The sequence below is a fragment of the Epibacterium sp. ABV4_022 genome, from assembly GCF_056159345.1.
On the sequence record NZ_JBSWVA010000001.1, the window covers coordinates 1,871,545 to 1,889,136 of the forward strand.

The window sequence follows — 17,592 nt, forward strand, 5'->3', positions numbered from 1 at the left end:
GATGCGGTTTGGCGCGACGATCCTCGACGCAGAAGGTCTGCGTCTGACGGCTGATGAAAAGGCGCTGTTCCGCGAGGCAGCGCCTTTTGGCTTTATCCTCTTTGCCCGCAATATCGAGAGCGCCGATCAGCTGCGCGCGTTGTGTGATGATTTTCGCGCGGCGGCGGGGCATGACTGTCTGATCACCATCGATCAGGAAGGGGGCCGGGTGCAGCGACTGCGCGCGCCGCTTGCGCGCGAGTGGCGTCCGGCGCTGGATCATGTGGAGGCAGCCTCTGACCCGATGCGGGCGATGTATCTGCGGGCGCGGCTGATTGCGGCGGAACTGCACGACCTTGGCATCGACAGCAACTGCGCGCCGCTGGCGGATGTCGCGGGCGCGGGGACGCATCCGTTCCTGCGCAATCGCTGTTACGGGACGGATGCCGCCGATGTGGCCGCGATTGCCCGCGCCTGTGCGGCGGGGCACCTGGACGGTGGCGTGGTGCCGGTGATGAAGCATATCCCCGGTCACGGCCGCTCCACCATGGACAGCCACCATGATCTGCCACATGTGACGGCCCCGGCTGAGGTGCTGCGGGCCGAGGATTTTGCCGCCTTTGCGCCGCTGAAGGATCTGCCGATGGCGATGACGGCACATCTGGTTTACGACGCGTTTGATCCGCGCCCGGCGACGCTCTCGCCGGTGATGATGCAGGTGATCCGGCAGGAACTGGGCTATGATGGTCTGGTGATGACCGATGATATCTCGATGAAGGCCTTGTGGGCACCTGAGCTTCGGCAACCAGTAGAGCGCCCGAGCCTGGGTGGGGACGAAGCGCCCTCCCGTCAAACCGGAGGTTTGTCTTCGACAAAACGGGAGGGTCGGGCGCTGTCCGGCCTGCGGCCAGACGATCCAGACATGGCGGCCGGGGCAATTGCGCGGGCATCCCTCGATGCAGGCTGCGATGTTGCGCTGTTTTGCAACTCCTCGCTGGCGGCCCGTGCTGCCGTTGTGGAGGCTGCCGGCCTGATGACTGACGCCGCACAACGGCGCGCCGAGGCGGCACTTGCCTGCCGCCAAACCCCTGCTGCGCTTGACACCGAGGCGGTGGAGGCGGAACTATCTGCCCTCATGGGCGGACAGGTATATGGCTGACGAAGACTCGCTATTTCCAGAGGACACACTGACGGTCGAGGAGCGGCTCGAAGCCGAGGCGCTGATCGTGGATGTGCAGGGCTTTGAAGGGCCGCTTGATCTGCTGCTGACGCTGTCGCGCACGCAGAAGGTCGATCTGCGCCAGATCTCGGTCTATGAGCTGGCGCGCCAGTACCTGACCTTTGTGGAAAAGGCCAAGGAGCTGCGCATCGAGCTGGCCGCCGACTATCTGGTAATGGCGGCCTGGCTGGCGTTCCTGAAATCCCGCCTGCTGCTGCCCCCGGACCCCGAAGAGGAAGGCCCCTCGGGTGAGGAACTGGCCGCACATCTGGCGTTTCAGCTGGAGCGTTTGCAGGCCATGCGCGATGCGGCGGCCCGCCTGATGGCGCGCGACCGGCTGGGGCGCGATTTCTTTGCGCGGGGACAGGCCGAGGACGTGCAGCGCATCAAGACGGTGACCTATACGGCGAACCTTCTCGACCTGATGCAGGGCTATGCCCGCATCCGCACCAAGGATGAATTCCGCCCCTTTGTGATGGACCGCGACAGCGTGTTCACCATGGAAGAAGCCCTGGAACGCATGCGCGGGCTGCTTGGCTTTACCGGCAGTTGGACCGATATGCTGAGCTACCTGCCGGATGGCTGGCACAGTGATCCGGTCAAGCGCCGCTCGGCGACCGCCGCGACATTCGCCGCCTCGCTGCAACTGGTAAAGGAGGGCAAGATGGAAATCCGCCAGAGCGAAACATTTGCCCCGATCCAGCTGCGCAACCGGCCAGAGGAGAGTTGATGGACGACCAGACCCAGACTGACGCGCAGCAATCGCCGCGCGGTGACAGCGACAGCCTGTTTGACGCGCCCCCCATGGCGGAACAGGAGCGTATGGTGGAGGCGGTGCTCTTTGCCAGTGCGGAGCCTGTGACGGTGCGTGATCTGATGTCGCGTATGCCGCATGGTTGCAACCCCGGCGAGGCGCTGGAGCATCTGCGCAAACGCTACGAGGGGCGCGGTGTGCGGGTGGTGCAGGTGGGCGAGGCCTGGGCGATGCGCACGGCCCCGGATCTCGGCTATCTGATGCAGAAGGAAACGGTGGAGAGCCGCAAGCTGTCGCGCGCCGCCATCGAGACTTTGGCGATCATTGCCTATCACCAGCCGGTGACCCGGGCCGAGATCGAGGAAATCCGCGGCGTATCGGTGTCGCGCGGCACCATCGACCAGCTTCTGGAGATGGAGTGGATCCGGCTCGGGCGGCGCAAGATGACACCGGGGCGGCCGGTGACCTTTGTGGTGACGCCGACCTTTCTGGATCACTTTGGCCTGGAAAGCGCGCGCGATCTGCCGGGGCTTAAGGAACTGCGCGCGGCGGGGCTCTTGGAGAACCGCCCACCACCGGGCGCATTCCCCATCGGTCAGGGCGACAGCGAGGACGAACGCCGCGACGAGGAACAGCCAGAGTTGTTCGACGAAGACTGACGCATGTGCGCGATGCCAAGAAATCGCCGCACTCCGCCCCTATATGGAAGGGTGCAGTTGATATCACAGCAACCCCAGCGAGGTTTTTATGGGATTTGACCGGATCGCCAATATGGTCCTGCGCCGCCTGATTGGGCGGGCGGTGAACGCGGGCGTAAACGCCGGGATCAACGCTGTCGCCAAACGGGGCGGCGGCAAGAAATCAAGCCGTGGCGATCACCCGCCGCAGCCCGCCGAACGCACCCCGGAGGAACAGGCCGAGCGTGAGCGCATCCGTGAAGTCAGGCAGGCGCGTCGGGCACGTCGGGCGCAGCGGGATCAGTCCTGAAGGGGAGCGTGCGGCGCAGGCTTAACGCCTCGATCGCGGCAATGGTGGTGAGCGCGGCTGATATCAGCACACAGCCAAGGATGCCGAGGGTTTGAAATCCGATCCCGCCGACAAACGGGGCTGCAAAGACGCTGAGATATGTGGTGGTGGAGTAAAGCCCCATGATGGCGCCGCGCTGGCGCACATCCAGCACCGTCAGACGCGCCACCAGCAGGTTCAGCCCGAAGTGCTGGAAGATCCCCCACAGAACCGCCAGTGCAAGAAACAGCGGGTAGCTCGCACCAAAAACGCCCATCGCCACGTAAACAAGGCTCAGCGCGAGGAAGACCGGCGTTGTGGCCCGCGCCATGCCGATCCGGTCCAACAGCGGGTCAAGAAGCACCGCGCCGCCAAAGCCAAGCCCATAGATCAGCGGCAACAGCCCCGCCTGACCGGTGCTGAGACCAAGGGTGACCGTGGCATGGGCGCCGGTGTAGGAATAGGTCACATAGAAGCTGAGCATCAGCCCGACAGAGGCCAGAATGCCGCGTCCCATCCCCGGAACCCGCAGCGCGCTCAGAGGTGAGCTTGCCGAACCGCCGGGCTCGTCCAGACGTGCCAGCGGAGCACTGAGCCCCCAGACCAGCGCACAGAGCGCGGCGAGCGCGCCGTAGACCATGCGCCAGCCCACCAGCTCTGCGCTCCACGCGGCAAGGCTGACGCCCAGCACCAGCGACAGTGTCCAGCCGGTGAGAACCGCGCCCACCACACGGGCCTCGCGACCCTTGGGCGCGATCACGGCGGCCATGGTGTAGATCGACGGCAGTGCGGCCCCCCCGGCACTCCCACAGAGCACCTGTGCTGCGATCAGGGCGACCAGCGTGGGGGCCAGTGCGCTGGCGATAAAGCCAAGCGTCAGCGCGGCGAGGGCCATCCGCAACAGCCGACCTGCACCGATGCGGTCGCCTATGGGCGCAAGCAATAGCGCCGCCGCTGCCACGCCAAGCCCATAGCCGCTGGAGGCCCAGAGCACCTGCGCCGGGCTGGCCGCAAGATCCGCCCCCACCGTCTGCACCAGCGGCGACAGCAGCAGCGCATTGGTGCCCACGATGGCAATGGCACACATCAGTGTGGCGATAGAGATCCAGAGCGGCGGGGCAGAAGGTGACATGAGAGGTCTCGATTGATGTTGAATTTCATTCGGCAGTTTGGCCTAATCGGTGAAACTCATTCTGTGAAGATGTTAAAGACCGAGCGATGGAAAAAACAGAGACCATTCGGAGCAGCTCCCGTTCCAGCCGGGGCATTGATGCCCTGGACCGAAAAATATTAGGCGCGTTGAGCCGCGACGCAACCCAATCCTATGCCGCCATCAGCGAGCAGGTCGGCCTCTCGGCCCCGGCGGTGCATGAACGGGTGAAACGGTTGCGGGCGTCGGGCGCGATCAAGGCCACCGTAGCACAGATCGACGGCGCGCAGGTGGGCAAACCCATCCTCGCCTTTATTCATGTCGATACCATCGGCTGGGGCAAGACCCGCGAGATTATCGCGCTGGAGCAGTTTCCCGAAGTGGAGGAAATCCACTCCACCACCGGGGATACTTGCCTGATCATGAAGGTCCGCGTCGCAAGCCCGCATGCGCTGGAGGGGCTGTTGTCCAGGATCTACGACATTGAGGGCGTGCGCGGCACCAGCACCTATCTGACATTGTCGACGGTGTTGGAGCGCGCGGCGCAGGCCGATGTCACGGCGGATCTGGAACGCGCCAGCTACCCGAGTTGATCTGGCGGTTACTCCGGCACGCGGAAATGTTTGGAGAGCTTCAGCCCCTGACCCTGATAGTTCGAGGCAATGCCCGCGCCATAGAGCTGTTGCGGCAGCTCGGCCATGCGCTCATAGACCAGACGGCCCACCACTTGCCCGTGTTCGAGCACAAACGGCGCCTCATGGCAGCGCACCTCTAGCACCCCGCGAGAGCCAGCGCCGCCCGCTTCGGCATGACCAAAGCCGGGATCAAAAAAGCCCGCGTAATGCACCCGGAACTCGCCCACCATCGCAAGATAAGGCGCCATCTCAGCGGCGTACTCGGGCGGAATATGCACCGCCTCGCGGCTCACAAGGATATAAAACGCGCCCGGATCAAGGATGATCCGGCCCTTGTCGCTGCGCACTTCCTCCCAATAGTCGCGGGGGTCGTAAGCGGCGATCCGGTCGAGGTCGATCACGCCGGTGTGCGGTTTGGCGCGGTAGCCCACCAGATCGGTGCCGGGCAGGCGCAGATCGACGGAAAAGCCCAGCCCATCCTCGATCACAGCCTCGCCATCCACCAGCGGGGTTTCGGCGTGCAGCGTGGCCAGAGCGGCGTCGTCAAGCACCGCCTGACCGTTGCGAAAGCGGATCTGATTGAGGCGCATGCCGGGACGCGCCAGAACGGAAAACGACCGTGGGCAGATCTCGGCATAGAGCGGCCCGGAATAGCCTGCGCGGATGCGGTCGAACTCTTCGCCGCCATCGGTGATGGTGCGGGTGAGAAGGTCGAGCCGTCCGGTGGAGCTTTTGGCATTGGCCACGGCGGTGACGTCTGAGGGCAGGTCCAGCGATTCCATCAAAGGCACCACATAGACGCAGCCCTTTTCCAGCACCGCGCCATCGCTGAGGTCAATGCGGTGCATTTCAAACTCTTCAAGCCGCTCGGCCACAGTGCGACCCTGACCTGCGAGGAACGACGCACGCACCCGGTAAGCAACGGTGCCCAAACGCAGATCGAGGCTGGCGGGCTGGATCTGGCCCTCAATCAAGGGGGCGGCGAGTTTGATTTCCGCGCGCGCGAGCATGGTTTCGATCGTCTGGCTGGGCAAAACACCGGTCATATGCCGTTCCCCTGATGGCGTCCCTGTCCCGAGGGAGGCTGACGCATATTCTGTCGTGCCACAACATATGCGATGCACGCCGCGAAATCTTTTGGAAAACCAACGGCAAAGCAGGCGGCGGATACACAAACGCCCGAGCGATGACCGCTCGGGCGTTTTGTTATGGTCGGGCTAGCAGGACTCGAACCTGCGACCTTCCGTCCCCCAGACGGACGCGCTACCAGGCTGCGCCATAGCCCGTTGTTGGAGCTTTCTACTGCTTTTTGCGGCAGGGGCAAGAGGCGAATTTGATTTTTTCACGCTTTTTCAAGGCACCTCTGCACCGCGCGTCTGTGCTGTGGGATCAGCGCGGGGGCAGGCAGGCGCGCAGGTCTTCGACGATTGCAGCAAGTTCGGCACGGGCGGCAGGGGGCAGGCCGGACAGCGCCGACAGACGCGCCAAGGGACCCTGCGCGGCACCGGTGCCGGAGAGGCCATGGAGCGGCGGATCGGGCGCGTCCACAACGCGGGCCCTTAGGGGGGCGCCTACCTGATCGTGCAGGCTCTCGGTGCCGGCGTCCTCTGTGGGGTCCTGATCGGGCGCGCCGTGCGGGACGGCCTCAAGAGCATCGGTGTCGGAGCTGGCAGCAGGATCGGGCGCTGTGGTCTCAGTGGCCGACACGTCCTCGGCAGGCGCCTCTGCGGCCGCGTCCTGATCGCGCGGTTCTGCGCTTGTGTCCGCAGGGGCGGCAGCGGCAGGCACGTTCTGCTCCGGTGTGTCATCGGTGTCGATCTCGGTGCCGGCGGATGTGTCCTCGGTCGGAGCGCTGTCGCCGGGCTGCGCCTCCGCTGCATCCAGAGGGGCTGCTTCCACAGCAGCATCGTCCGCAGCGGCATCCGGCACCGGATCGCTGTCTGCGCCCAGTTCGACCTCGGACTGAGGCTCCGGAGGCATCCCGGCGGATACGGCCGCCATGGCCTCGGCAATCTCCGAAACCGTGCGGGTCTCGGCATTTTCCCCGTCGTCAGGGGCATCCGGCTCTGGCGTCTGGCTTGGCGCGGAGGCAACAGGGTCCGGTCTGTCGGAGGCCAGTGTGTCAGAGGTCAGCGCGTCGGAGGTCTCGGTCGCGGGTGCGGATGGCTCTTCAGCCTGTGGCATGTCCGGCGCGTCGGTCTGGGCGGCGGCATCAGATGCCTCTATCCCGGCGCTGTCTGTGGCCGAGGGGGCGGAAGAGGGGGCCGGTGTTGCCATCGAGGGTGCGGGCGCTGCTCCGGCCTCAGCGGCCACGGAAGGCGCGGCGTCGTTGGGTGCAGCGCTCTCTTCGATCTCGGCGGTGGGGTCGATCCCGGGCGTGGCGCCTGGCGTAGCGACGCTGTGATCGGCTTGGGGCAATGAGGGGTGCGGCGGCGTCTCGTGCGCCGCGTCCGTGGCCATCGGCGCGCTGTCCGGCGCGGAAGGAGCCCCTCCGTCATCGTCGGATGGGGCCCTCTCAGCGGATGCAGCAGGCGCTGCGGGGGCGGAGAAGAAATCAGGCTGGCCGTCCGCCGCCTGCGCCGGGGCGGATGCTGACGGAGGTTTGGGCACAAGGCGTGCGGTCTCTGCGGCCTGTGTTGCCATGTCGCGGGTCGGCGGCGGCGTGTCAGGCAGATCAAAGGGCATGGCGATCTGCCCGCCGCGTGAGGGCGCGGGCGCGGCTGGCGGCGGTGTGCCCGTGTCAGCCTCGTTGTTCGCGTCGGTTGCGCCAGCGACGTCAGGGGCTGTGGGGACGGATGCGGACTCAATCTCGGCGGTCTGCGGCGGTGTCGGCGCTGTGTCCGGGGCAGGCGATCGCGTGACCTCAGGCTCCGCCGGGGCGGTCGGATGCGCGCTGGTCTCGGTGGGCTCCGCAGCGCGCGCTGTCCCAGCGCTGACCTCGGGAGAGGTTGCGGGGGCGGCGGGATCCGCGGCGATGGGCTGGTCCGGTTCTGCCGATGGCCCCTGGGGGCCCGGGGGGACGGGGGCCACGGCGGCATCGGGCGCCTGCGGCTGCTCTGCGCTGGTGGCGGCGGGCGGCGCCTGCGCGACGTCAGCCTCGGTCCCATCCGGCGCGGGGCTGCTGGGGGCCGCATCAGGACGCACGGTGGCGGGCGCGGGGGCCGCCGGTCCGGCATCGGACGGGGGGGCGGCTGGTGGCGTGGACGGCGCTGCCGACGGTGGCTCAAAAGGGGGCGGCGTGGGCGGAGCGGCCTTGCGCGGCGGCGGTTCCGTGCCTTCCGGCGGGTCGCGATCCAGGGCGCTTCGACGCGGGGCTTTCTCTGCGGGATCAGAGGCTTGATCCTCGTCCGCCCATTTGCTGACCGGTTTGGCCTCGACCGGCTCCTCTTCGGGATCGAGCGATTTGGAGAGCGCCTGAACATGCTGCACGCCCTTTTCGCGGATCAGTGCCTGCGTGTCCTTGATCGACAGCCCTTCCTCGTGCAGCAGGTGCTGGATGCCACCCAACAGCAGCATGTCGGAGGGGCGATAGTAGCGCCGCCCGCCGGCACGTTTCACCGGTTTGACCTGGTTGAACTTGCTTTCCCAGAACCGCAGCACATGGGCCTGGATATCCAGCCATTCCGCGACTTCGCTGATGGTGCGAAAGGCGTCAGGGGACTTGGACATTGGGGCGACCTTCTACTGTTCTGGGTGCGAAAGCTCCGCACGGGTTGCGGCCCCGGAGGGGGCCGGTTCTGATTGGCGCTCGCTATCAGATCTTGGTTTATTTCCGGTTACCGTCGGCGACCCGGTCCTTCATGAGATGCGAGGGCCGGAAGGTCAGCACCCGACGCGGCTGGATCGGGACCTCTTCACCGGTCTTGGGATTGCGCCCCACGCGGGCGGATTTGTCCCGCACGCTGAAGGTGCCGAAAGAGGAGATTTTCACCTGCTCGCCCCGCACCAGCGCGTCGGACATGTGTTGCAACATGCTCTCGACCAGCTGAGCGCTTTCGTTGCGCGACAGGCCAACTTCGCGAAACACGGCTTCGCTCAAATCCATTCTCGTAATCGTCTTTTCAGTCATTGCCATCCCCGTTGTTTTCAAAAACAATAGGGCGAGGGCAATTTCCCTGTCAATATCAATGAATTGGAAGGCGCGGTTTCGGCCGTATTACCAACGCAAAACCACGGCACCCCACGCCAGACCGCCGCCGATGGCTTCGGTCACGATGAGGTTGCCCGGTTTGATCTGGCCACGTTCGACCCCGACCGAGAGCGCCAGAGGAATCGAGGCAGCAGAGGTGTTCCCGTGATCCTGAACCGTCACGACCACCTTGTCCATCGACAAGCCCATCTTCTTGGCGGTGCCCTGGATGATGCGGATATTGGCCTGATGCGGCACGATCCAGTCCACATCCTCGGCGCTGGCCCCGGCGCGCGCCAGCGCGGTATGGGCGGTGGCGGCGAGTTTTTCCACCGCGTGGCGGAACACCTGGTTGCCCTGCATGCGCAGATGGCCGGTGGACTGGGTCGACACGCCCCCGTCCACGTAAAGAAGGTCCTTGTAGCGCCCGTCGGAGTTCAGGTCTGTGGCCAGGATGCCACGGTCGTCCGCGGTGCCAGCGCCGTCCTGCGCCTCCAGAAGCAGCGCCCCGGCGCCATCTCCGAACAGCACGCAGGTGGAGCGGTCGGTCCAGTCCATGATGCGCGAAAAGGTCTCCGCGCCGATCACCAGCACCCGGTCGGCCTGACCTGATGCTATCAGCGCGTTGGCATTGGACAGCGCATAGACAAAACCGGCGCAGACCGCCTGTACGTCGAAGGCAAAGCCGTTGGTCATGCCCAGCTGCGACTGCACCATGGTGGCGGCAGAAGGGAAGGTCAGATCGGCGGTGGAGGTTGCCAGGATGATGGCATCCACCTCCGATGCGCTGCGCCCAGCGGATTTCAGTGCCTCTTCGGCCGCGCGGGTGGCCATCTGAGAGGTGGTCTCATCCTCCGCGGCAAAGTGACGGCGCTCGATGCCGGAACGGGAGCGAATCCATTCGTCGGACGTATCCAGCGTGGCTTCGAATTCCGCGTTTTCTACAATGCGTTCTGGGAGGTAGTGCCCTGCGCCAATCACAACTGCGCGTCGCGTCATTCGTTTCCCTGCCTTTTACTTCGTGTGCCCGGCCTCAGAATCGCCGGGCTCGTCTGCGTCGGTGGACGCTGCGTCATCTTGGGCAAGCTCTACGGCGGATGCAACCCGGGCCGCGAGCTTTTCCGCAAAGCCCTGTTCAGCAAGAAGAAACGCGAGTTTGACCGCGGCCGACACGCCGGTCGCATCGGCGCCGCCGTGGGATTTGACGACGGTGCCGTTCAGCCCGAGAAAGATCCCGCCATTGACCCGTCGCGGGTCGATGCGCTTGGACAGGCGCGACAGCGAGGTATAGGCCAGAAGCGCCGCCAGACGCGACAGGACGGAGTATTCGAAGGCCTCGCGCATGGCGGAGCGCAACAGGCTGGCGGTGCCTTCGCCGGTCTTGATCGCCACATTGCCGGTAAAGCCGTCGGTGACGATCACATCGGCGATGTCGCCGGGAATATCGCTGCCCTCGACAAAGCCGACAAATTCGAAATTCGCCTTTTCCGCGTTCTGGGCGATGAGGCTATAGGCCTCTTTCAGCTCGGCGCGGCCCTTGTGCTCTTCGGTGCCGACATTCAGCAGCCCGACGCGCGGGCAGGGGATGTCCATCGAATTGCGGGTGTAGGAGGTGCCCATCAGGGCGTATTGCAGCAGATCCTCTGCATCGGCGCGCACATCGGCGCCGACGTCGAGCATGACGTTGAACCCCTGCGGATTGCGCGAGGGCCAGAGAATCGCGATCGCCGGTCGATTGACGCCAGGCAGCTTACGCAGGCGCAGCATCGACAGCGCCATCAGCGCGCCGGTATTGCCGCAGGAGACGACGCCAGCGGCCTCGCCATTGCGCACCGCTTCCAGGGCAGACCACATAGAGGTGCCCTTGCCGTTGCGCATGACCTGGCTTGGCTTGTCTTCCATCGTGACGACGTCGCGCGCGTCACGGAGTTCCACGCGGCCCTTCAGGTGCTTCCTGCGGGCCACGAGTGGTTCCAGCTGTTCGATGGGGCCATGCAGAAGAAACCGGATGTCCGGGTTCTTGCGGGCGGATTTGGAGATGCCAGAGACCACAACTGCGGGTCCGGCATCACCACCCATGGCGTCCACCGAAATCACGGTGCGGCGGGCATCTGCCTGCGATGGAGCGGTGTTACCCGTCATACGACTGCGTGCCTGCCTGGCATTCGTGATCCCGTTTTGGCTCAGGCTGCGTCTTCGTCCAGGTCGATCTCGTCGGCCTGTGCAACGATTTCCTTGTCGTCGTAGTGACCGCAGGAGGGGCACACGTGGTGGGGACGACGCAGTTCACCGCAGTTCGAGCATTCGTTCGGGTTTGCAGCAACCAGGGCATCGTGCGCGCGGCGGTTGTTGCGGCGCGATTTGGATACTTTGTTCTGTTGGACAGCCATGTCTCAACCTTTGTCTAACTGGGGCCGTCAGGCAGCAGGAGCCGTCGGGCGCGTTTCATGTTTCCGTGTCAATCGGTCTGACGGGCGGTGTGACGTGCGTGTAGGCCGCAGCCGTCCCGATGTCCAACCAAAAATTCCGATGAGCGCGCGAAAATACTGCGAATCTGCGTTTGCGCAAGCGGTTTTTTGGCAGAGTGCGGTGTCGCAGGCGCGGCGGGCGCGTTCAGTTGTCCTTGTCGCCCGGTTTCAGCAGATCTGCAAGCCCGGCAAAGGGGCGGGTGTCCTCATCCGTCATCGGGGTGGTGCCGGGTTCGGCATGCAGATGCTGGCCGAGTTCGGCATCCGCCTTGCGCGGATATTGCGGCAGGTGCAGCGCGACACTCTCGACCATGACCTCGAAGGGGTCGATGACATCGCCGAGCTGTTCGATACTGTCATCCTCGCCCATTTCGACCTCGCTGGCCTCCGGCACCGGCAGATCGGCCAGGAACAGCCGCTCGACCGTCGTGTCGATGCGGGTGGTCACCGGCTCCAGCGTCACCACGCAGGGCTGCACCACGGTGAAGCCGAGCTTGCCGGAGAGCGTCCAGTCGCGTTTGCCGCGGGCCTTGATCTCGCCCTCAAAGCGCAGCTTGCGCAGCGTCTCGACGTCCAGTTCGCGCGCCAGCTCTGCCAGGACGCCGGCCTCGGGCGCCAATGTGAAGGGCACCGGGCGGTTCTGGGGCAGGTCGGCCACCCGCTTGGCGGTCGGGGATGTCGGGTCTGAACTCACGTGCGTACTTTCATTTCTTGAACCACAGGCCCGGTTTAGGTAATCGGGACTTCAGTCTTAATCAAGCCGATGGGCAGGGGATGCGCATGTTTGCAACACCGAAGACCGTTAAATCCGTGCTGCGGACCGCGCTACTGGTCGGCTCCGTTGTCGTCGTGACGGCCTGTACGGCGCAATATCGCAAGCATGGCTGGGTGCCCGGTCCCGAATTGCTGAACGAGGTAGTGGTCGGCGTCGACACCCGCGACTCGGTGGCGGAAACCGTCGGGGAACCCACCATCGACTCTCTGGTGGATGACAGCGGCTATTATTATGTGACCTCGCGGATGAAATTCTATGGGGCCAAGGCACCGCAGGTGGTCTCGCGCGATCTGGTGGCGATCACCTTTGACGGGCGCGGCGTGGTGGACAGCGTGCAGCGCTACACGCTGGAGGACGGCCGCGCCATCCCGCTGGAGCGCCGGGTCACCGATTCGAGCCTGCAGGACAAGACCTTCCTGCGTCAGCTGATCGGCAACCTGGGCAACTTCAACCCGGGCAGCTTCTTGCAACAGTAACGCGTTTCACGCCGCCCCTCAGGCGTGAAATCCGGCAGTTGGGGGTGAATTCGTCACTCGGGCTTCACATGTGTCATGATAGCAAAGCGCAACATCTCGTCCCGGACGGGATGGTTGCGACGGAAACATGAGCAGACGCGAGCACATAATGGCGATTCCCTCCCGCTCTTCCCGCCCCACCGACAGTGATGATGACGGCCTGTTGCTGAGCAAGGGGCGATACCGTGCCCGGCTTGCAGCGAGCCCTGCGGATGTTGCCGCTGTTCAGGCGCTGCGGACCTTGTGTTTTCGCACCGCGCAAATCGACCGCGACGAGTTTGACGACACCTGCGCCCATGTGCTGGTCGAAGATACACGCAACGGGGCATTGGTGTGCTGTTTCCGCATGCTGGTTCTGGAAGGCGGCGCCGAGGTCGCGCGCACCTATTCGGCGCAGTATTACGATCTCTCGGGCTTGCAGGATTTTGAGGGCCGGATGGTGGAAATGGGCCGGTTCTGCATCCATCAGGGCTGGAACGACCCGGACATTCTGCGGGTCGCATGGGGGGCGATGACCACCTTTGTGGATCGCGAAAACATCCAGATGCTGTTTGGCTGTTCGTCGTTTGCCGGGACCGAGACCGAAGACTATCTGGACGCCTTTGCGATGCTGAAACATCGCCATCTGGCCCCCAAACGCTGGCTGCCCCGTGTCAAAGCGCCCGATGTGTTCCGCTTTGCCGCGCGGCTGCGCCGCAAACCCGACGCCAAAAAGGCGATGCTCAGGATGCCGCCCTTGCTGCGCACCTATCTGATGATGGGCGGCTGGGTCAGCGATCACGCGGTGGTCGACCGGCATATGAACACGCTGCATGTGTTCACCGGCCTTGAGATCGGTGCCATCCCCCCCGCCCGCAAACGCCTGCTGCGGGCTGTTGCGGGCTAGGCAGACCCTCTGCATCTCATGATACGTTGACGAAGGCAGCGGCGCGGTTTAGCTCCGCTCCTATGGCACGTATTCCTCTTTTGCAGATGTCCGGGATTTCGCTGACCTTTGGTGGCGATCCGGTGTTTTCCGACCTCGACCTCGTGGTGCAACCCGGTGACCGGGTGGCGCTTGTGGGGCGCAATGGGTCGGGTAAATCGACCTTGATGAAAGTCATGGCCGGTCTTGTGGAGGCGGATGCCGGCTCCATCGTGATCCCGCCCGGAAATTCCGTGGGCTATATGGAGCAGGACCCCAAGATGGAGGGGTTTGCCACGCTGGGGGATTTTGCGTCCTCTGAGCTGGAGCCCGGCGAACTTTATAAGGTGGAGCGCGCGGGCGAAGGTCTGAAGTTCGATCCCGCTCGCCCGGTGGAGACCGCCTCCGGTGGCGAGCGTCGCCGCGCTGCGCTGGCCAAACTCATGGCCGAAGCGCCTGAGCTGATGCTCTTGGACGAGCCGACCAACCACCTTGATATTGAAGCGATTTCCTGGCTGGAGAGCGAGCTGGCCGCGACGCGCGCCGCCTTTGTGCTGATCTCGCACGACCGGGCGTTCCTGCGCGCACTCACCCGCGCCACGCTCTGGGTGGACCGTGGTCAGGTACGCCGTCAGGACAAGGGGTTTGAGCATTTCGAGGCGTGGCGCGACAAGGTCTGGGAAGACGAGGACATGCAGCGCCACAAGCTCAACCGGCTGATCAAATCCGAGAGCCGCTGGGCGGTTGAGGGGATCTCGGCCCGGCGCAAACGCAACATGGGCCGGGTGCGCGCCTTGCAGGATCTGAAATCCGAACGCGCCAGCCAGATCAAGCGGCAGGGCGCGGCGGCGATGGAACTGGAGGCGGGGCCAAAATCCGGCCGTAAGGTGATCGAGGCCGAGGGCATCGCCAAGAGCTTTGGCGACAAGCAGATCCTCAACCACTTGTCCCTCACGGTGCAGCGCGGCGAGCGCGTCGCCTTTGTCGGCCCCAACGGGGTGGGCAAGACGACGCTGTTGAAGATGCTCTTGGGGCAGGAAACCCCGGATGAGGGCACGGTCAAACTGGGCACCAATCTGGAAATCGCCGTGTTCGATCAGACCCGCGATCAGCTCGATGGTGATTCGAGCCTGTGGGAGAACCTCACGGCTGATCCGTTGATGGGGATTTCCGGCAAGGCGGATCAGGTGATGGTGCGCGGACAGCCCAAACATGTGGTGGGCTATCTCAAGGAGTTCCTCTTTGACGAGCGCCAGGCCCGCGCGCCGGTGCGCTCGCTTTCGGGCGGTGAAAAGGCCCGGCTGCTGTTGGCCAAATTGATGGCGCGCCCGTCGAATATGTTGGTGCTGGACGAGCCGACCAACGATCTCGACGTGGAGACGCTGGACCTGCTGCAGGAGCTTCTGGACGCCTATGACGGCACCGTGCTGCTGGTGAGCCATGATCGCGATTTTCTGGATCGTGTGGCGACCACGACGGTGGCGATGGAAGGGCAGGGGCAGGCCACGGCCTATGCGGGCGGATGGAGCGACTACCTCGCACAGCGCGCGCCGGTAGAGGGACTCGAAAAGGTCGAAAAAACAAAAGTCTCTAAGCCGAAGCCAAAGGTCGAATCGCCCAAAGAGGCGCTCAGTTTCAAGGAAAAGCACCGGCTTGAGGCGCTGCCCGACGAGATTGACCGGCTGGAAAAGGAGATCGCCAAGCTCGAAGAGCTGATGGCAGATCCAGAGCTGTTCACGCGTGAACCGGTGAAGTTCAAGAAAGCCACTGAGGCGCTTGTGGAGCGTCAGGAAAAACTGGCCGCATCCGAAGAGGAATGGCTGCTATTGGAAGAAAAAGCGGCCGGATGAGGTGTTTCGCTTCGGGCTTTGCCCGAAGCGACCAGCGCCGCGCGCGCCCCTGCGGGGCGCGCGCGGCGCTCGGCCCAACGGGATCGATCCGTCCCTTTGGGGCGGTGAGGACGGGCGGGAGGGCTCCCGCCGTTGACATCTGGGCGTCAACGCATCCGCAATGCACCGTCGAGGCGGATCACCTCGCCATTCAGATAGCCCATTTCGACGATAGACCCGGCCAGACGTGCGTATTCCTCCGGCTGCCCTAGGCGAGCGGGGTTTGGCACATCGGCGGCAAGCTGAGCCTGCGCCTCTTCGGGCAGGCCCGCCAGCATCGGCGTCATGAAAATTCCCGGTGCAATCGCCATCACCCGAATCCCTGAAGAGGCCAGATCTCGTGCCATGGGCAGGGTCATGCCCACGATCCCCCCCTTGGAGGCCGCGTAGGCAGCCTGGCCCTTCTGACCGTCAAAAGCGGCGATCGAAGCGGTGTTGATGATGACGCCCCGCGCGCCATCTGCTTCGGGGGTGTTTTTTGCAATCTCTGCCGCCGCCAGACGCGAGACGTTAAAACTCCCCACCAGATTGATATCGACGGTTTTCTGAAACGCGCCAAAGGGATGCGGGCCATCGCGGCCAACCGTTTTGATCGCGTGGGCAATGCCGGCACAGTTCACAGCCGCGCTCAATCCACCCATTTTCTCCACCGCCAGTGCAATTGCAGCCTCAACACTGTCCTCGCTGGTCACATCGGTTTCAGCAAAATGCGCACCGATGCTTTCGGCGATTTTGGTGCCGCGATCAACATCACGGTCCAAAATGGTCACCTCGGCGCCCGCACTGCGGAAATGACGGGCGGTGGCCTCGCCCAGACCGGATGCGCCGCCAGTGACCACGGCGCGTGTGGTTGCGAGTTTCATCTGTCCCGCTCCTCCCATGAAATGAACACGCGTTCAAATAACCACGGCAAGAGGAGGCTGTCCAGTGCTGTCCCGGGCTCCTGGCCCTCGGATCAGGTGCCCATCAGGTTCAGGTCGATCGAGGCCAGAGGCGCCAGTCGCCGCCCCAGCGGCGGCCAATAGAGCCACGTCCCACCGAGCCGTTCGAGACGGGCACCGGTCCCAAGTTTGAACCGGGCAAGCCCGCTGGCGTCCTCGGTATTGATCACCCCAAGATCGAGCTGGCGAATGCGCTTGCTGGCGAGCCAGTCCATTGCACTCCACATCAACAGGTTATGCGCCGACAGAATTCGTCCGCGATCCGTGCTGTGGGCAATGTGATAGGTGGCGCCGTCGCCATGGGTGAGCACCAGAATGCCCGCCACCGTTTCGCGCCCCTCATGCGCCTCAAACAGCTTGGCCGCGCCGCGATTGGCCTCGCCGTAGGCCAGGGTCAGCGCGGTGGGCCAGCTGCGATAGCGGCGTTTCTGCTGTTGGGCGGCATCCGCGCGCAGGAGCCAGTGATCGGGGGCCATCGGCATATTCTGCCGGGTGATCCGCAGCGGTTGTGCTTCGGCATGGGACAGGCGATTGCGCCATTTCTGCTCCAGCCCGCTGCGTCGCAGCGTACGATCCGGATGGATATCCAGAACCCCGACACTGGCCGGAGTCATCAGGGGCAATGCCCCGAGGCGCGCAAGCTCGGGCACCGGGCGCTCCGGCGACAGGATCACCGGGGTGCGTCGCAGCCCTTCTTCCTGCAGAATTTCCAGCAGGCGCGCGGGTTTGTGAAACTCCGCCCGGTTGATCATCGCAACCGGCAGGCCCCAGATCTTCCGCCGCAGCACGAGCATATCCTGCATGCGGTCCAGATGCATCGGGGGCTGCCCCAGCATCTGCAGAGCACGCGAAAACTCGGTCGATTGCGGGAGCGCGCGGATGGTTTCTGTACGCTTCAGGGTGCGGGGCATGACAGCTGCGGAGCCAAGATCAAACATGACGCCATTAACAGGATGGAAACCTAATTCATGGTTAATGAGAGCATGAAAAAGGCCGTTAAAATCTACGGAAAAACCGCCCCCGGCGCGCGCATGACAAAATGCGCGGCGCTGCTGATCGCCACGGTTCTGTCAATCCCAACCTTTGTCATCCTGACGTTGATCGATTTCGCCTTCCTCTAACGCGGAAGCCGAAAGGTGCGAAATCACAGAGCACATTCTGCTAACCCCAAATATCCTGGGGTGAATGGGCCGCAGGCCAAGAGGGGCAACGCCCCTCCTGACAGGTCT

At 64.3% G+C, this 17,592-nt stretch carries 19 protein-coding genes and 1 tRNA gene; 9 read left to right on the plus strand and 11 right to left on the minus strand.

The annotated features are described in order from the left end of the window. Position 1: 1 nt before the first annotated feature. From ACXAF5_RS08825 to ACXAF5_RS08840, 4 genes are all read left to right on the plus strand, one after another. Entirely contained in the window at positions 2–1,138 is a 1,137-nt protein-coding gene (locus ACXAF5_RS08825; protein ID WP_474946315.1) for a glycoside hydrolase family 3 N-terminal domain-containing protein, read from the plus strand. Further along, the gene (locus tag ACXAF5_RS08830; protein ID WP_474946316.1) at positions 1,131–1,928 is read left to right on the plus strand and encodes a segregation and condensation protein A; all 798 of its coding nucleotides are present in this window, start codon (positions 1,131–1,133) and stop codon (positions 1,926–1,928) included. The genes ACXAF5_RS08825 and ACXAF5_RS08830 overlap by 8 nt, the downstream gene beginning before the upstream one ends. After that, complete coding sequence (scpB, locus tag ACXAF5_RS08835) at positions 1,928–2,611, plus strand: SMC-Scp complex subunit ScpB (RefSeq protein ID WP_474946317.1); 684 nt, start codon at positions 1,928–1,930, stop codon at positions 2,609–2,611. The genes ACXAF5_RS08830 and scpB overlap by 1 nt, the downstream gene beginning before the upstream one ends. Before the next feature lie 88 nt (positions 2,612–2,699). Continuing rightward, positions 2,700–2,939 (plus strand): hypothetical protein, encoded by a 240-nt coding sequence (locus ACXAF5_RS08840; protein WP_474946318.1) that lies wholly within the window; start codon positions 2,700–2,702, stop codon positions 2,937–2,939. Here ACXAF5_RS08840 and ACXAF5_RS08845 read toward each other — a convergent pair. Beyond that, positions 2,893–4,089, minus strand: coding sequence for an MFS transporter (locus ACXAF5_RS08845; RefSeq protein WP_474946319.1), 1,197 nt, complete (start codon positions 4,087–4,089; stop codon positions 2,893–2,895). The two genes, ACXAF5_RS08840 and ACXAF5_RS08845, sit on opposite strands and share 47 nt — an antisense overlap. 86 nt (positions 4,090–4,175) lie before the next feature. Here ACXAF5_RS08845 and ACXAF5_RS08850 point away from each other — a divergent pair, with 86 nt between their 5' ends. Next, complete coding sequence (locus ACXAF5_RS08850) at positions 4,176–4,700, plus strand: Lrp/AsnC family transcriptional regulator (protein ID WP_474946320.1); 525 nt, start codon at positions 4,176–4,178, stop codon at positions 4,698–4,700. An 8-nt stretch (positions 4,701–4,708) separates the two neighbouring features. Here the strand turns inward: ACXAF5_RS08850 and ACXAF5_RS08855 are convergent, their stop codons facing one another. The 8 genes from ACXAF5_RS08855 to ACXAF5_RS08890 all read right to left on the minus strand — a co-directional run bounded on the left by ACXAF5_RS08855 (position 4,709) and on the right by ACXAF5_RS08890 (position 12,033). Next, on the minus strand, positions 4,709–5,788 hold the full coding sequence (locus ACXAF5_RS08855; protein ID WP_474946321.1) for a 2'-deoxycytidine 5'-triphosphate deaminase: 1,080 nt from the start codon (positions 5,786–5,788) through the stop codon (positions 4,709–4,711). Between the two features lie 163 nt (positions 5,789–5,951). After that, a tRNA-Pro gene (locus tag ACXAF5_RS08860) sits at positions 5,952–6,028 on the minus strand. 103 nt (positions 6,029–6,131) lie between these two features. Next, a complete protein-coding gene (locus ACXAF5_RS08865) occupies positions 6,132–8,411 on the minus strand; it encodes a MerR family transcriptional regulator (RefSeq protein WP_474946322.1) in 2,280 nt (759 codons plus the stop codon). A 97-nt stretch (positions 8,412–8,508) separates the two neighbouring features. Next, the gene (gene ihfA / locus ACXAF5_RS08870) at positions 8,509–8,811 is read right to left on the minus strand and encodes an integration host factor subunit alpha (RefSeq protein WP_106164605.1); all 303 of its coding nucleotides are present in this window, start codon (positions 8,809–8,811) and stop codon (positions 8,509–8,511) included. An 87-nt stretch (positions 8,812–8,898) separates the two neighbouring features. Further along, a complete protein-coding gene (locus tag ACXAF5_RS08875; RefSeq protein WP_474946323.1) occupies positions 8,899–9,870 on the minus strand; it encodes a beta-ketoacyl-ACP synthase III in 972 nt (323 codons plus the stop codon). Positions 9,871–9,885: 15 nt separating this feature from the next. Continuing rightward, complete coding sequence (gene plsX / locus ACXAF5_RS08880; protein ID WP_239321842.1) at positions 9,886–11,013, minus strand: phosphate acyltransferase PlsX; 1,128 nt, start codon at positions 11,011–11,013, stop codon at positions 9,886–9,888. A gap of 41 nt (positions 11,014–11,054) precedes the next feature. Continuing rightward, entirely contained in the window at positions 11,055–11,261 is a 207-nt protein-coding gene (gene rpmF, locus ACXAF5_RS08885; protein ID WP_005623419.1) for a 50S ribosomal protein L32, read from the minus strand. A gap of 223 nt (positions 11,262–11,484) precedes the next feature. Continuing rightward, positions 11,485–12,033, minus strand: coding sequence for a YceD family protein (locus tag ACXAF5_RS08890; RefSeq protein ID WP_239358915.1), 549 nt, complete (start codon positions 12,031–12,033; stop codon positions 11,485–11,487). An 86-nt stretch (positions 12,034–12,119) separates the two neighbouring features. On the opposite strand from ACXAF5_RS08890, the gene ACXAF5_RS08895 reads away from it, so the two are divergent. The 3 genes from ACXAF5_RS08895 to ACXAF5_RS08905 all read left to right on the plus strand — a co-directional run bounded on the left by ACXAF5_RS08895 (position 12,120) and on the right by ACXAF5_RS08905 (position 15,383). Continuing rightward, complete coding sequence (locus ACXAF5_RS08895) at positions 12,120–12,590, plus strand: outer membrane protein assembly factor BamE (protein ID WP_239321838.1); 471 nt, start codon at positions 12,120–12,122, stop codon at positions 12,588–12,590. A gap of 148 nt (positions 12,591–12,738) precedes the next feature. Beyond that, complete coding sequence (locus ACXAF5_RS08900) at positions 12,739–13,515, plus strand: GNAT family N-acetyltransferase (RefSeq protein ID WP_474946324.1); 777 nt, start codon at positions 12,739–12,741, stop codon at positions 13,513–13,515. A gap of 62 nt (positions 13,516–13,577) precedes the next feature. Then, positions 13,578–15,383, plus strand: a complete 1,806-nt coding sequence (locus tag ACXAF5_RS08905) for an ABC-F family ATP-binding cassette domain-containing protein (protein WP_474946325.1) — start codon at positions 13,578–13,580, stop codon at positions 15,381–15,383. Positions 15,384–15,529: 146 nt separating this feature from the next. Here ACXAF5_RS08905 and ACXAF5_RS08910 read toward each other — a convergent pair whose 3' ends face one another. After that, positions 15,530–16,285, minus strand: coding sequence for an SDR family NAD(P)-dependent oxidoreductase (locus ACXAF5_RS08910; protein ID WP_474946326.1), 756 nt, complete (start codon positions 16,283–16,285; stop codon positions 15,530–15,532). Between the two features lie 92 nt (positions 16,286–16,377). Beyond that, entirely contained in the window at positions 16,378–17,301 is a 924-nt protein-coding gene (locus tag ACXAF5_RS08915) for a GNAT family N-acetyltransferase (protein ID WP_474946327.1), read from the minus strand. Between the two features lie 30 nt (positions 17,302–17,331). Between ACXAF5_RS08915 and ACXAF5_RS08920 the strand changes: the two genes are divergently transcribed. Further along, the gene (locus tag ACXAF5_RS08920; RefSeq protein ID WP_239321829.1) at positions 17,332–17,484 is read left to right on the plus strand and encodes a hypothetical protein; all 153 of its coding nucleotides are present in this window, start codon (positions 17,332–17,334) and stop codon (positions 17,482–17,484) included. Positions 17,485–17,592 lie beyond the last annotated feature (108 nt).